Source organism: Thermogemmata fonticola (assembly GCF_013694095.1).
Taxonomy (GTDB): Bacteria; Planctomycetota; Planctomycetia; order Gemmatales; family Gemmataceae; genus Thermogemmata; species Thermogemmata fonticola.
The window spans coordinates 1-14097 of the sequence record NZ_JACEFB010000014.1 but is presented as its reverse complement, the minus strand read 5'-3'; the positions used below and the strand labels follow the sequence as shown (position 1 = coordinate 14097).

General features: G+C 64.1%; 7 protein-coding genes. 1 reads left to right on the top strand and 6 read right to left on the bottom strand.

Annotated features, from left to right (window positions below):
* Positions 1 to 63: 63 nt before the first annotated feature.
* The 6 genes from H0921_RS14710 to H0921_RS14685 all read right to left on the bottom strand — a co-directional run bounded on the left by H0921_RS14710 (position 64) and on the right by H0921_RS14685 (position 13637).
* Entirely contained in the window at positions 64 to 1056 is a 993-nt protein-coding gene (locus tag H0921_RS14710) for an NAD-dependent epimerase/dehydratase family protein (protein ID WP_194539275.1), read from the bottom strand.
* Positions 1056 to 2837: a fatty acid CoA ligase family protein gene (locus H0921_RS14705; protein WP_228499822.1), complete on the bottom strand. Its 1782-nt coding sequence runs from the start codon at positions 2835 to 2837 to the stop codon at positions 1056 to 1058. Before H0921_RS14705 ends, H0921_RS14710 begins: the two co-directional genes overlap by 1 nt.
* A 50-nt stretch (positions 2838 to 2887) precedes the next feature.
* Positions 2888 to 3856 (bottom strand): alpha/beta fold hydrolase, encoded by a 969-nt coding sequence (locus H0921_RS14700; protein WP_228499819.1) that lies wholly within the window; start codon positions 3854 to 3856, stop codon positions 2888 to 2890.
* 135 nt (positions 3857 to 3991) lie between these two features.
* Positions 3992 to 5116 (bottom strand): 3-oxoacyl-ACP synthase III, encoded by a 1125-nt coding sequence (locus tag H0921_RS14695; protein ID WP_194539274.1) that lies wholly within the window; start codon positions 5114 to 5116, stop codon positions 3992 to 3994.
* Between the two features lie 231 nt (positions 5117 to 5347).
* Entirely contained in the window at positions 5348 to 11170 is a 5823-nt protein-coding gene (locus tag H0921_RS14690) for a beta-ketoacyl synthase N-terminal-like domain-containing protein (RefSeq protein WP_194539273.1), read from the bottom strand.
* Positions 11171 to 11249: 79 nt separating this feature from the next.
* Positions 11250 to 13637 (bottom strand): SDR family NAD(P)-dependent oxidoreductase, encoded by a 2388-nt coding sequence (locus H0921_RS14685; RefSeq protein WP_194539272.1) that lies wholly within the window; start codon positions 13635 to 13637, stop codon positions 11250 to 11252.
* 116 nt (positions 13638 to 13753) lie between these two features.
* Between H0921_RS14685 and H0921_RS14680 the strand changes: the two genes are divergently transcribed.
* Positions 13754 to 14086 (top strand): hypothetical protein, encoded by a 333-nt coding sequence (locus H0921_RS14680; RefSeq protein ID WP_194539271.1) that lies wholly within the window; start codon positions 13754 to 13756, stop codon positions 14084 to 14086.
* The last annotated feature ends 11 nt before the right edge of the window (positions 14087 to 14097 follow it).

The following is a 14097-nucleotide window of genomic DNA, read 5'->3' as shown; positions in this document are numbered from 1 at the left end:
AGGACAGGGGTCACAAGAAGGCAACTTGCGATCTCAGGGCGAATGCCGTTCATGGAATGCCGATCATGAGGCCGGGCGGAGATGCTGGGCCAGACGTTGCAAACCTTCTTCTAGAGTCAAGCGGGGATAGTAGCCGAGGTCGCGGTGGGCGGCGGAAATGTCGAAGTAGTGGCAGGTGGAGAGTTGCTCGGCGACGAAGCGGGTCATGGGGGGTTCGCCGGGGAGGCGGAGGAGCCAGTAGGCGGTTTCGCACAGGGTACCCAGGGTGCGTGCCCACCAGGCGGGAATGGTCTTGGTCACAGGGGGGAGTTGAGCCAGTTCGAGGATGCGGTTGATGAAGTCCCACAGGTCCACCGGCTGGCCATTGGTGATGAAGTAGGCTTTGCCCGCGCAGGGGGCATGCGGCTGGAGCCGATCGGCGGCATCGAGATGGGCATAGGCTGCATTGTCGATGTAGGTGACATCCACCTGGACAGCCCGACGGCCGATGCGGCGGAGGCGTCCCTGCCGTGCTCGTTCCAGCAGGCGGGGAATCAGGTGGGAGTCGCCGGGTCCAAAGATCAAATGGGGGCGCAGGGCCACGGTAGCCAGTTCTGGGCTATTGGCTGCCAGGACCAGCCGCTCGGCTTCGGCTTTGGTTTGCGGGTAGTAGGCGCTGTAGCGGGACGGGTAGGGCAGGGATTCATCGCCGCGGATGATGTCCTTGCCGCCGTAAACGACGCTCGGTGTGGAGGTGTATACCAAGCGGGGCACACCGTGCTGGCGGCAGGCTGCCAGAATATTCTTCGTGCCGAGGACGTTGGTGGCATAGAAGTCGGCATAGCGCCCCCAGATGCCAGCCTTAGCTGCCGTGTGGATGACCAGTTCGCACCCTTCGACCGCGCGGGCCACAGCCGCCGCATCGGCCAGATCAGCCAGGGTTTGCTCGACGCCTAGCTCGTCCAGCCAGGGGTAATGGGTGCGCGTCAAGGAGCGGACGGTATCGCCCCGCTGGTGGAGCAAGCGGACGATCGCTCCCCCGAGAAAGCCGCCGCCACCCGTGACCAGCACTTTCATCAGGTTGTATCCTGTCGAGGTTGCCAGTGGGGACCGAGGCGTCGATCGGCCCAGCGTGCCAGGGATTCGCGAGCAATTTTCGCATTATGGCGGCGATCCACGGGAAAGGGCCGGGAATGGGCCAGGAAGGCAGCGATGGTGCGCGTCGATTCCAGGCTCTGGGCCTTCTGCCGCAGGGAAGACTCCACAACCGCCCACGGCTCTGTCCGGTCCCACTCCACGCACAGCACCGGATAAGTGACCCCGCCGCGCTCCACACCGACCAGGGCAGTCCGCCCTACTCCAGGCAGACCATGAAAAACTGGTTCTACCATATCCGTGAACAGGGTTCCCCAAGGCGTCACCACTCGCTGGGATTTCCGCCCGCAAAACCAGATGCGCCCCTGTTCGTCGCGGTAGCCCACGTCTCCCATCCGATGCAAGATTTCGCCGGTCGTCGGATCATAGATTTTGGCCAATTGTGTCGCTTCGGGTTGCTTGTAATAGCGAGGAGTGACGATTGGCCCCCGCACCACCAGCTCGCCGATGACGCCTGTGGGCAGTTCCAGTTCCTCACGCCACTGCGGGATGGCTTCGTCGGTGATGGGAATGATATGCAGGCGGATGCCCGGCAACGGCCGGCCGATGCAGACGCCGCGCCCCTGCGCCGTCAGCGCTTGCGTCTCGTGGAGGATTTCTCCACTGTCGATGTTGGCCACGGGCAAGGCTTCGGTCGCCCCGTAGGGTGTGTAAATGGGAACCGCAGCCGGCAACAGGGCGGTGAAACGCTGCAACTGCAGCGGACTGGCCGGTGCTCCCGCCGAGATTACCCGGCGCAAAGCGGGCAATAGCGGACCCTCCGCTTCCGGTGCCGACGGTGATGAAGCCGATGCCTGCGACCCGGCCAAGGAACTACCCCAGCGCTGATGGTACCATTCCCCCAGGACGCGGATCACCGCGGGCGAGCCAAACATGTTTGTGACGGTGAATTGCCGCATTTGGGCGATCGCTTTGTCCGGCCGCAGGCGGGCGGGCCGACTGGCGTCCATATCCGGGATGACGCAACTCATGCCCAAAGCTGGACCGAACAGGGCAAAGAGCGGAAACGTGCCATAGTCCACTTCTCCCGGCGCAATACCGAACGCCTGGCGAAGCATCTGCACCTGGGCAGCGAAGATGCCGTGGGTGTACACCGCTCCTTTGGCCGGTCCGGTGCTGCCGCTGGTGAAGAGGATAGCAGCCATCTCCTCGGCGGAAACAGCGGGGATCGGATAGGTTCCGCGGGTACTGCCCAAGCGGCGAAGTTCCTCCAAAGAGTAATCGCAGAAGAAGCGGCGGCGCCCGGCGTGAATGCTCAGGCGGAGCGAGGACCTTGCCCAACCGAACAGCCAACGGGCGAGATGCGCCCGGAGCACACCGACGAAGGCTGCCGGTTCCGCTCGTTCCAGGCAGCGTTTTAAACCCTGCCATCCCATGCCTGGGTCAATGAACACCGGTACGGCGGCCAGCTTGAACAAAGCGAAAACCACAGCGTAAAACTGCGGCGACGGCGGAATGAACACAGCCACGCGCGTTCCCCGCTCGACACCAGCGGCTTCCAGACCGTGGGCCAGGGCGTCGCTGTCGGCATTCAACTCGGCATAAGTGATGACCCGGTGGGGTGTAGGGCGGTCCCCGCGCACCGCACGCTGCGGCACATACAGGGCCGGCCGCTGCGGCGTCTCCGCCGCTTGACGCACCAGATGCATTGCAACATTGAGCGCCGCCTCTGCCGTCGTGGCGGGAGAAATCATCCTCGGCATGGACCCTGACTCCCTCGGGGCAGACTTCATTTTCGGCTCCGAGCCATTTGCTAACGGACGGCTTCCGGCGGCGACAGCGAATGGTAATGTCGCACCAGGAAATCGCGCAGAGCGGGCAGGACTTCCTCCGGGGCATCCTCCAGCAGGTAATGTCCGGCGTCCGCCCAGGCCTGCACCTGGGCCTGGGGCAGATACCGCTGCCAGGCTTCGAGAAAATGCCGGTCGAAGACAAAGTCCGCCAATCCCCACAGCAGCAGAGCCGGCACCCGCTGCCAGCGGGAAAAACAGGCGGCCGTTTGCTCGACGATGTCGTAGCCGGCGTCGGTACTGCGCAGGGGAATGGTCTGGACAAACCGGAGGATGGCCCAGCGCTGGGCCGCCGAGCGGTAAGGCAACAGATACAGGCGGCGGACCTCCGGCGGCAGCGGTCGGCGCACGACGCACCAGCGCGCAGCGAGGCGGCAGAACAGGCGGGTCCGACGGACGAGAAAGGCCCCCAAAGCTGTATGGCGGGCCAGCCACAGACCCCAAGGCAGGCGTTTCGCCGCCGGTTTGGGAAAGGCCGCTGTGTTCATCGCCACCAACGCTGCCAACCGCTCCGGATGCCGGGCCGCCCACCCCAGTCCGATCATCCCGCCCCAATCGTGCACTACCAACGCGATCGGCTGTCCCGGAGCCACGTGTTCGACCAGGGCTTCCACATCGTCGATGCGCCGCCGGAGGGAATAGTCGTACTCCTGAGGCGAGGGATGATCCGACAAACCGCAACCGATGTGATCCATCGCAATGCAACGAAAGAATGGCTGGAGATGAGCAATGGCCCGGCGAAAGTAAAAACTCCAGGTCGGGTTGCCATGCAGGAACACGACTGGCGGCCCGCTCCCCTCATCCACGTAATGGAGCCGCCAGCCGCCGGCTACTTCGAACCAGCGCGAGGTCCAGGGATATTCCGGGTGTAAGGACCCCGCAACCGTCGGCATCTTCGGGGATGGTACACGCAACCCTTCCTGAATAGACATAGTCTTGTCACTTCCATCTCACGGGCCACTTCCCTCTCACCAGCCCAAGGGCCGCGCGTGCTCCAGGATAGCCGCTCCACGCCCGCTCGGCGCTAGGCCACGCTGGAAACACCCGCTTGCTGCCATCGCTTCCTACTACCATTCCAGACCCAGCATCAGGCAATTCAAGCCGCTGCCGATACCCAGCCAGCCGACACGATCTCCGGGGCGCAGGAACTCGCGTTCCTCAGCTAACGCTGCCGTCAGGGGTAAGGAAACAGTCCCTATATTTCCCAGATAAGGATAGGTGCTGAAGTCCTTTTCCGGAGGGATGCCAAAGGCCCGCAACATGGTCTCACGATGTACCGCTCCCACCTGATGGCAGATGACTTTGTCGATTTCCTCGACGGCCCAACCGAAGGTACTCAGGAAGCGCTTCCAGGTGCGCAGGCCGACTTCGATGCCGTATTTGAGTAGCTCACCAGCCTGAGTTTCCATGAAGGGCACCATGACGTGTTTGAGGCCGAAATCCAAGCCGCGCTGGAGCAAGACACCCGCTTGCGTGCCGAAGAGCTTCTCCACGGTGTGCACAGTCGCAGGCAGCAGCGAGCGCATGCCCCAACGGCAGAGGGCGTGATACTCCGGGGCCGCCTGAGCTACGCCGCCAAGCACCTTGCGCCGCTTGTGGCGCGACAGCTCTTCGCTCACCACTAGCACCGCCACCGCTCCCGAACCGCCTGTGAGAGTGGCAATCGATGCCCGGAATAGCTCCAAGGATCTCGTGCGGATGATCTGATCGATGATGTTTTCGTTGATCTCGCGGGCCGTCTCAGCAGAAACGACCAGGCCGGCGCGGGCTTGGCCCAATTCGATCCGGTTGGCGATATCGAGCACGCCGTTGAGCACCCCCAGACAGGCATTGCTCAGATCGTAGATGAGAGCGTGTCCGCCGATGCCCAAGCGGGCTGCGACAGCGCAGGCCGTTGCTGGCTCGAATTGCTCCCGGCAGACGCCCGCGTAGATCAGCACATCCACTTGGGCCGGGTCCAGCTCAGCCGCCGCCAGGGCTTTGCGTGCTGCTGCCGCAGCACCTTCCGACAACGGATAACCTGGCTCCCACCAGCGCCGCTCGTTGATCCCCGTCAGCAATTCCAACTGCCCCGGCTGCAATTGCAACGCCTCATATACCGGTTGCAACCGGGCCTCCAAATCCGCCGTCGAAACGACCACAGGCGGCAGTTCATAGCCGATGGCCTCAATATGCACCTGCGAATAGCGCATGCTCAGCTTCCGTGGCCGGACACCCGACTCTTAGCTCCAAATGCTTCACACCCACAACGACCATATCTCCATCACTGTAGAACTCGTGCACCCGGATGGCAGCCGACCGAACGTACACTGCTTTCCTGTTCCGTCTGATGGTAGTCGGATCGTGGGAACCCCAGCATCCTTACGGTCGAATCCGGCAGACCCCTTTATCCTCACGCTCAAATCCGGCGAACCCCTGGGCCTTTACCCTCCCGGCGGCCATTCCAGCGTGAATTGCTCCATGCGGTAAATGGGGCGGCCATCCACCCAAAGCAATCCGTTGGCGGTCAGCCGCCGCTGCCGTTCGTCAATCGCCACAACGTCGGCCTCCACTGTAACGCGCTGGTGGGTCGGGATAATCTGGCCGCGATAGCTCCAGTGATGGCGCACACCCAAGGCAGGAGCTTGCCACGAAACATTGGCCGGTAAGTGATGAGCCACGGTTCCTGCTCCCTCTCCCTGGGGACAGCGATGAGTCGAAGTCTCTTCCGTCCCCCACCGCCGCCAGGCCAGATATTGGAGCAGTTGCAGAAACGATTGCAACCCCAGCGAACCAGGCCACACCGGGTCCTGGTAAAAATGGGCTTGGAAGAACCAAGCGGACGGGTCAACGGCGCTACTGCCCACGACTCGCCCCAGTCCCCAGGGGCCGCCATCAGACTGATACGTTTCGATCCAGTCGATCATGCGCAACTGCCGTCCCGGAAACGGCGGATGGACGGGATAAGGTTCCCGCACGCCGGGCGGACCGGCCGGCGGTTCCCGCCGCTCTGCCGCGACCTCCCGCAGCCCCACTTGGTCTCGGAGCGCTGCTTTTGTGAAGAAACCGAAATAGGTGGTTCCCTCGTAAACCGGGCCGAGAGCATCCCGTACCTCAAAGGCGAAATGTTCGAGGATCATGCCGGCAGCGCGAGCCGTCTGGGTCAGGCGGGCGCGTGTGAAGAGCCGGCCGCTCGCACGAGTCACCGGACGGTGCTGGATGGCCGAGCCGCCCAGGTTGCGGAAGGATAGGTCTTCGTCGCTGAGCAGGGCCGAGCCGCAATAGGCCGCCAGCCAGCCGCACGGTTGCAATGCGATCTCCAGAAGCACGCACAGCGGCATGCATTCGGAGTGCTGTTCCTGGAAATACCATGCGGACGGCGGAACGTCATAAACCGCTTCGCAACTCGCCCCAGCTTGCAAGACGAACGGCTGGCCCTCCACCGCCGTGATGCCATCCAGGAACTGGTACGGCGGCCCAGGCAAACGGGCGATGACCCGTTCATGATCAAAAATCCGGTACGGTTCCCCGAAGGCTTCGGAAGGCTTGCCATTGGAAAACGCCAGAATGTGCCGAGAATCGTAAAGCAGCCGCAGCGGCTCACTCGCCTCAGAGGGGAAGGCTGGCACGCTTGGGGCAAAACTCTTCTCCGCAGCAGGGTCTGAAGAGGACGGCAGCCTCCTGCGATCGGCCACACTCCCCAGGCGGTGCGAGCGCTGCCATCTCTGTTCGACCTCCTCCCGCTTCAGCCCGCTCACCTGCAGGGACAAGTTGAGGATTTCCACGATCGGCTTGCCGTCGGCGTACATGAGGGCATCCGCCAGACAATACGGTTCCGGGCGGTAACCCAACTCCTTGATGGTCACCTCGTAAGCAGTAGTGCGCGTCGTGCCAATGACTTGACCACGGCACTTCAAGCGGCTGGCGATCCCCGGTACGGGTTCGTACATCACCTCTTCCGCTTCCCCAATCCAACCCAGGCGCAGTAATCCCACCCGCAACGTTTGCAAGCAGCATTCGTACATGAGGGTGCCGGGCATCACGGGATCATCCACGAAATGGCAGGTGAGGAACCAGTCGTCGGGGTGGATATCCAGTTCGCCGCGGATCAGTCCGAGTCCGAAGCGTCCGCCCTGCAGATCGATGTGAGGCACCCGGTCGAGCAGGCGAAGCGGGCCGTCCGGCAGCGTCCGGGGTTGCCGCAATCCCAACTGGGCGAAGGCCGGTCCGAAGGCTGCCGCCAGCTCCCCCCGCCGCAAGGCAGCCAGTTGCTGTTCATCCAAAGAGGCTGGCTCCAGGGGCGCCAATTCTCGCCAATCCGCCGGGCGCTTGCCAGGACGTGCCTGCCGATCGAGGGCCGTCTGGACGATTCCTTTGCCAGCCGCCAAAGCCGCCGGTGTGAAGAACCCCGCGGTGCCATGCCGCATCGTGATGTACGGTTGGCCGCCGATCGTACCATCGAAGCGGAAGCGGAACAGCCAGGCGCCCCCCTGCTGCACAAATTCATCGATGGCAATATCGTAGCGGATCGTCTCTCCGACTTGCGGCAAGCCGCGATGGAAGGTCACCACCGCATCCAGCAGCCGGTACACCGCCTCCCCTCGTGTCTGAAGATCGATCCCCAAAAAGCCGCTGAGGAATAAGTCCGCCTGTCCTGCTTCCACCGACAATGCTGTCGGCATGCGCTTGCTTTCGAGGTACCAACGCTGTTCGTGGACCGTATGTTCGGTAACCACCCGGCCCGGCTGGAGGGAAAGCGGTTCGCCCTCGATCTGCAAGATGCGATCCACCAGTTGCAGCGGTCCATCCGGCAAGCGGACGCGGGTTGGGAAGGTGTCAATGAGGGCATAACGGGGACCCAGTACCTCGGCGATGCGGCCGGCGGCGAACCGGCAACACTGCTCGTAATTCAAGCTCCGGGGCACCTCGCCCTCTGGACAAACCACTGTCATCGCCAGGCTGCCCGGCTGGGGCGGCATAACTCGGTCGGTCTCGGCCCGATTCGGCAATCCTCTCTCCTGTACCTGGGCTGGAGTGGGGAGCCATTTCTGGGCCGGAGCCGGGTCTGAGCACTGCTCTTCCGCCAAGGGGTTACTCGCCAGCAAGGTCTGGTGGTGTTCCCACAGGCGGGCGGCCAAGGTGAACCATCGCTGCTGGGTACGCAGGAAGGCCGACTGTGCCCCTAGCCATTGCTCCTGAACCCGGCCATAGGCCGCTAGGAGGAGCGCTGGCACTGCCTGGATTCCACCTTCGGGGGTAAGAGGAAGCCGATCGTTCATCGCTACGGGTTCCGGAAGAGGGGGTGCCTGGCCTGCCACCGGCAACGCCGCCCCACCGGCAACGCCCCCAGAAGCTGACAGACTGGAAGAAGAGGGGGGTATGCTCCCTGGAGTGCCGACGAGACCGCACCCGCTCGTCGCTCCTGGAGTTCTCCCCGCTGATACGGGAATGTCTTCGGCTCTGGGTCCAGAGAGGGGAGAAAGAGGAAACGGCAGTAAGGAAGCGGGGATGGAGGCGGAAGTTGCTGCTGCTGTTGAAATGGAACCAGGCTCTGGCATGCCGACCGGCAAGCGCAGGGTCCGAGTCGAACGGGGAGGGGGGAACACGGGTCGTGCAGACTGCCGGGGGACGTATTCCTCCAGCACCAGAGCCAAATGGGTCGTACAGGACGACGCCGTGACATAACATCGTCGTGAAGCCGGAGGTGGGACAGCCTGATCCCCTGCGGAGGAGGACGGGGAGCCAAAGAGGCGGAAGAAGGAGGACGGTTCCGCCGCGCCCATCAGGAGGGCGGCATAGGCCAGGTCCGCCGCTGCTGTAGCGGCACCACATTGTCCTATCAGTGATGCGGTGTGGACACGGGGAAGCTGGGTCGTTTCTGCGAGGTTCCACCCCGCTTGTTTTATGGCCTCCGCCAGGGCCGACGGTTCGTCCTCACCGCATCCCGCGCCCTGGATCACCGCATAGATCGCGTCACCATCCCGTTGGGCATCCGCTAGCCGTTTCAGCACGAAAACAGCCGCTCCTTCACCGGGGTATACCAACCCTGCGGGGATCACCGAACGCGGGTCCACGGCGAAGTCCACCGCTCCCACAATGGCCAAATCGATGGTGCCGCTCTGAAGGGCTTGCCACGCCGCCAGCACCGCCCGCAAGCCTGAAGCTTCCTCATTACACAGGGTGTAAGCCGGCCCCCCGATTCCCCATGCGCGCGCGATCCGACTGGCCGCAATGCTCCCAAGTGCCCCCATGGTCCGGTTGGCATTGAGCGGCGGACTGATCTGCTCGGCCAGCTCTTCCCGACCCGCTGCCAGCGCACTCCAGCGCAGATGGAAATTCATCGTGTTGGGGTCCAGTTCCAGACCGATGAAGACTCCCCAGCGCTCCCCATTTTCCGCCACAGGCGGGGGAAGGGGCCGCCCGGCCGCGGGTGCATCACCCGGCGGATCAACACCTGGCCGGTGGGACGTGGGATGCCGGCTCACCGTGGGCAGGATTCGCGGATAGGCGTGACTTGAAGGATCGGGACAGGACGAGTCTGCAACCGCTTCCCGTTCCTGGGGAGAGGTAGAAGGTTTTTGTGTCCGCCGCGGGTCATCAGTTCGAGCTGTTCGTCCGGCTTCCCGGCCTGCGCAGTGATCGGCGAGGGCTGCATCGGCCAGTTGCAGGATGAGCAACTGCTGAGGCAGAGTCTCCTCGATTTCCCGAGGCGGTATGCGGAAGCGATCGGTGGGAAACTCCAGCTCCTCGATGGCGTGCGCCGGGGGGCAGGGCCGGGGCGACCAGGACCAGCCCTGGCGTTTCGGCCGGGGAGGAGGCGGCGGCGTACCCTGGAGGGTGGCCAGTAAAGAAGGAGCATCCTGCCAGGGACCGAAGTGACTAGCCAAACCGACGATGGCCACGGGGATCAATCGCTGCGGGGAAATGTCTTTTGCTGGCAGCGGCATGTCACCTTGCCACTCTTCCAGCACAATATGGGCATTGATACCCCCAAAGCCGAAGGCGCTGACAGCAGCCCGGCGGGGTCGGTGCCGGGGACGGTCCCATGGTTCCGCGGCTTGCACGATGCGGAATGGACCGCCCGCATAAGCCAGTTGCGGAGAAGGGCGGGTGAAGTTCGCTTGCGGGGGCAGTTGCTGGTGCTTCAAAGCCAGCAGCACCTTGGCCAGAGCGGCGGCTCCAGCCCCGGTGAGCAAATGGCCCACCGTCGCCTTGACCGAACTGAGCACGCATTGGCCGACCCGCCAGGTGCCCCTATCCCACAACTGCCGCAGGCTTGCAAACTCCACCGCATCACCGACAGGAGTCCCCGTGGCATGGCATTCGATGTAATCCACTTCCTGGGGCAAGCAACCGGCTTGCTCGTAAGCGCGGCGCATAGCCCGGAGCTGGCCTTCCTGAGCTGGAGCGAGCAAATTACCCGCTCGATCATTGGATAAGCCTATCCCCCGGATCACGGCGTGAATCGTGTCACCGTCCCGGATGGCATCACGGAGACGTTTGAGGACGAACAGGGCTGCCCCTTCTCCGACCAGTAAGCCGTCCGCCGCTGCGTCGAAGGGAGCACAGCGGCCCGACAGGGACAAAGCCCGCAATTGGGCGAAACCCATCTGGGTGTATTGGCAGTCAGGACGGCAGCAACCTCCGGCCAGCATAGCATCCGCCCGCCCGCTTTGGAGTTCTTCCACTGCGAAAGACAAGGCATAAAGGGACGAGGCGCAAGCCGCATCCAGAGCATAGCCCCCCCGCCCCAGATGCAAGGCGTGAGCGAGCAGCGCCGCCGGAAAACCGGCCACCCGCCGATTGTCCGCGAGCAGCGGTTCGTTGGCTCGACCCCACCTCTCTCCCAGCAGCGACCGGCACAGCGCGGATGAACCTTCTGTCGGCAGGCAGATATTCCCCAACACCACGCCTACACGCCGACGATCCACCCGCTCCATGCGGGCGCTCCGCCAGGCCCGCGCCCCCACATCCAGCACCAGTTGCACCAGGGGGTCCAGCCGGGCCACCAGGGACGGATCGATGTCCAAACCCTGCAGATCGGGCACAAACGGTTCGAGGAAGTATCCCCGGCGGCAATAGACGCAATCGCTCACCCCTACGCGGGAGTCGTAACAGCGCTCCGGCGGGAGCATCCACCGCTGCGGCGGCACATCGCGGGAACAATCTGCACCCTGGACAATCGCCTGCCAGTACCGGGATTCTTGGTCCTGAGCGCCAGGCAAGCGCATCGCCATGCCCACAATCGCTACGGTCTCTGCTCTCATAAGTCGCTACACCTGCCGGGAAAGCTCCAGGAATTGCCCGCTTCTGCCAGGGGCATGTCTCGGACACCTTGGGCACGGGTCAATGACTTCGCAACCGGTTGTTCCGGAAGGCCCGTGCCAACTGTTCCTGGAGGACCGCCTCGCAGTCCTGGATTTGAGCGATCAGGCCGTGGTCATCCCGGAACTCGATGTCGGCTTGCACCAGGGCATGCTCCCGGCAACGCAGACGCAGGAGGACGGTGGTTTCGGTAGCCGGGAAGTGACGGCGGTATTGGCGGTAACGCCCTAAAGCCACGGGCAGACAGCGCAGTTGATAGTGCTCGTAGGCCGCCACGATCAGCAACTGCAAGGCGCCGTCGAGGACCAAGGGATCGGCCAGCCAGGCGGAACGCAAGGGGGAGGTGAGCCATTGGGCTGGTGGCGGAGCAGTTCGGACCCTGGCCAGCCACAGGTCGTCTTCCAGTTTCTGAATGTGCCGCACGCCGCGCCACTGCGGGCCGTGAAAGAGCAAATGCTCATACGTATCCTCCATGCTCCAGGGCCAGGGCTGGCCGCCCTCTGGTATCGGTTCCGTCGGCGGCGGGGCCGGCCACTGCTCGGCCACCAGCACACAAGCGCGGGCATGGAGCCATTCCCGTCCGGCAGCTCCCCGGCTGCGCACCTCCACCGTCTGCCAGTAGCCGCCGTCCTGTCGGGAGGATGGACCGCACCAGACTTGCAGCACTGCCGACTCGCTAGCCTCCAGCATCAGGCCGTGGTAAATCCGGAGCTGGTCGCAGCCGCAAAACTGCAAGCCGGGATGGCGATGCACCGCCGCGTGGGCCAGCCACTCCAGATGCAAAGCCACGGGCACCACCGCCCGCCCCTCTAGCACATGGTCGGCCAGTACCGGATGATTGCTGACATCGAGGGGCCGTTCGAATGCCAGGGTCATCTCCGCTCCCCGCGGCGGCGCAGGATGGGGTGTCACGCCGTTGCTGCGGAAGGCCGTCCCTTCCCCATTCCCCCGGCTGGGCATCCGCGGAGCGGCCAGAGGTTCCCCCGTCCCTCCCACCGGGCTGGTGCCGGCCAGGGTCAAGGCGAAAGTCGGAACATCCTTCCCGGAAGTCCGAGCACTGATGACAATTTCCACTCCGCTGTCCCACTTCTGGATTTCCCACGCTCCATAACGGCCACCAGCCTGGCGAGGAATCAAGCCGACACCTTCCGCCGCAAACAGCCGCTTGAGCGCGGATGTCACCATGCCGCCATCCCAGGGTCCCCAGTTGAAGGCGATAACGCGCGTCTGAGGGCGCCGCCGGGCTTCGCGCTGCATCAGTTTGTTGAGCACTTCGTTGGCGCAGGCATACGCCCCTTGGCCGGTGCGACCTAACCGGGCCGTCGTCGAACTGAACACCGCCAAAGTCCGCAGCGGCTCCTGACCTAGCGCCGCCAGCAAGTGTTCCAGGCCGATGACCTTGGTCCGGTACACCCGCTCGAATTGTTCGGCCGTCAGGTCCTCCAGGCGGCGGTCCGCCAGCACGCCGGCGCCGTGAATCAGCCGCGTGATCGGCCCCCAGCGCTGGCGAACTTCGGCCACCAAATGCTGCACCGCGGCCTGGTCAGCAATGTCAAGGCTGTAGTAAGCGATCCGGGCGCCCTGGGCCGACAGGCGCTGCAAAGTCCGCTGCAATTCCTGCTGTGCCCGCCGGAGTTGGTACTGCTCTTGAATCTGACGTGGGGAAGCTCCAGGTCCCAGATGTTCGGCGACTGCTCGCTTGAGGACAGCCTCCTCCTCGCTCTCCGGCCACCAGGAGGGCAGATCACCTGTCGGCAAGGGCGTGCGGCCCACCAGGACCAGCGTACCGCGTCCCGCCTCGGCCAGAGCTTGGGCCAAGTCCGCCGTCACTCCGCGCCCGCCGCCGGTGATCAACACCACATCGTCCGGCTGGAGCGGGCCATCCCCACGGAGGCCGTCCAGCGGTTCCTCCTTCAGCACCGGCACCCACCGCTGCCACGGTTCGGACAGTCCGATCTCAATCGGGCCGTCGGCCAGCACTTCTGCCGCCACTTCCTCGGCCATTTCCGGAGCTTCGGACCATTCCGGCGCCACATCGATCACCTTGCAAGCGACATGCGGCCATTCCCAGCGGGCGGTTTTGATCCAGCCGGCCAGGCCGCTTTGCCCAACCGGTGTATCCGGCCGCAGCGGTCCCAAGCCGAACTGACCATCCAAGCGGATCAAACCCACGAGGAAGGCCCGTCGATCTCCGGATCGCGGGAAGGCCTTCGCCGCGCGTTGCAACCAGGCCAGTACCCCAGGATGGAACGGCCGTTCCTGAAGCGGCGCTACCAGAATCAGACCCGCCCAGCTTCCCGTCGGGGTTCCCGCAGGGGCTGCCTCCCACGCCTGATGGCGCACGGACAGTCCGCGACCCGCGAGAGCCTTCCCCACTTCCGCAGCCAGTACGTCTCCCTCGTCCGCCACGAGCCAGACTTCCCCTGCTTCCGGCCAAGGTATTGTGGCCCGCGGCTCACCCCCCCAGCAGACAGAGCACAACACCTGGCGGCACAACACAGCGGTCCAATCGCCAGGAGGAGAAAATGGAGGCACCGAAACCGGTTCCCCATCAGGCCGTGGCACGTCCTCCCCACGAGGCGGGATCGGTTCAGCACGGTCCAGCATGGAAGGTGATGGTGCCGCTATGGAAGGTACGGGTACCCTTGTCGCCTCTACGGAAGGTGCAGGTATTTCTGCCACCGCCGAAGCACATTGGCCCTTGGACGGTTCTGGAAAAGGGTCAGGAACCGCTGTTAGGGGCGGCGGCACGGGGAAGGCGGGGGGAAAAAAATCGGGACCCTCCCGACGGCCTGATCCACCGTTCGCACAGGTCGGTTCCTTTTCCTGAGCCGCAGCAGTTCCATTACCCGCCGTGAGGAAGCGGATC

Excerpts from the sequence above, each read along its gene's own strand:
- H0921_RS14710 (WP_194539275.1), bottom strand. The coding sequence starts at position 1,056 with ATGAAAGTGCTGGTCACGGGTGGCGGCGGCTTTCTCGGGGGAGCGATC.
- H0921_RS14705 (WP_228499822.1), bottom strand. The coding sequence starts at position 2,837 with ATGCCGAGGATGATTTCTCCCGCCACGACGGCAGAGGCGGCGCTCAAT.
- H0921_RS14700 (WP_228499819.1), bottom strand. The coding sequence starts at position 3,856 with ATGTCTATTCAGGAAGGGTTGCGTGTACCATCCCCGAAGATGCCGACG.
- H0921_RS14695 (WP_194539274.1), bottom strand. The coding sequence starts at position 5,116 with ATGCGCTATTCGCAGGTGCATATTGAGGCCATCGGCTATGAACTGCCG.
- H0921_RS14690 (WP_194539273.1), bottom strand. The coding sequence starts at position 11,170 with ATGAGAGCAGAGACCGTAGCGATTGTGGGCATGGCGATGCGCTTGCCT.
- H0921_RS14680 (WP_194539271.1), top strand. The coding sequence starts at position 13,754 with ATGGAGGCACCGAAACCGGTTCCCCATCAGGCCGTGGCACGTCCTCCC.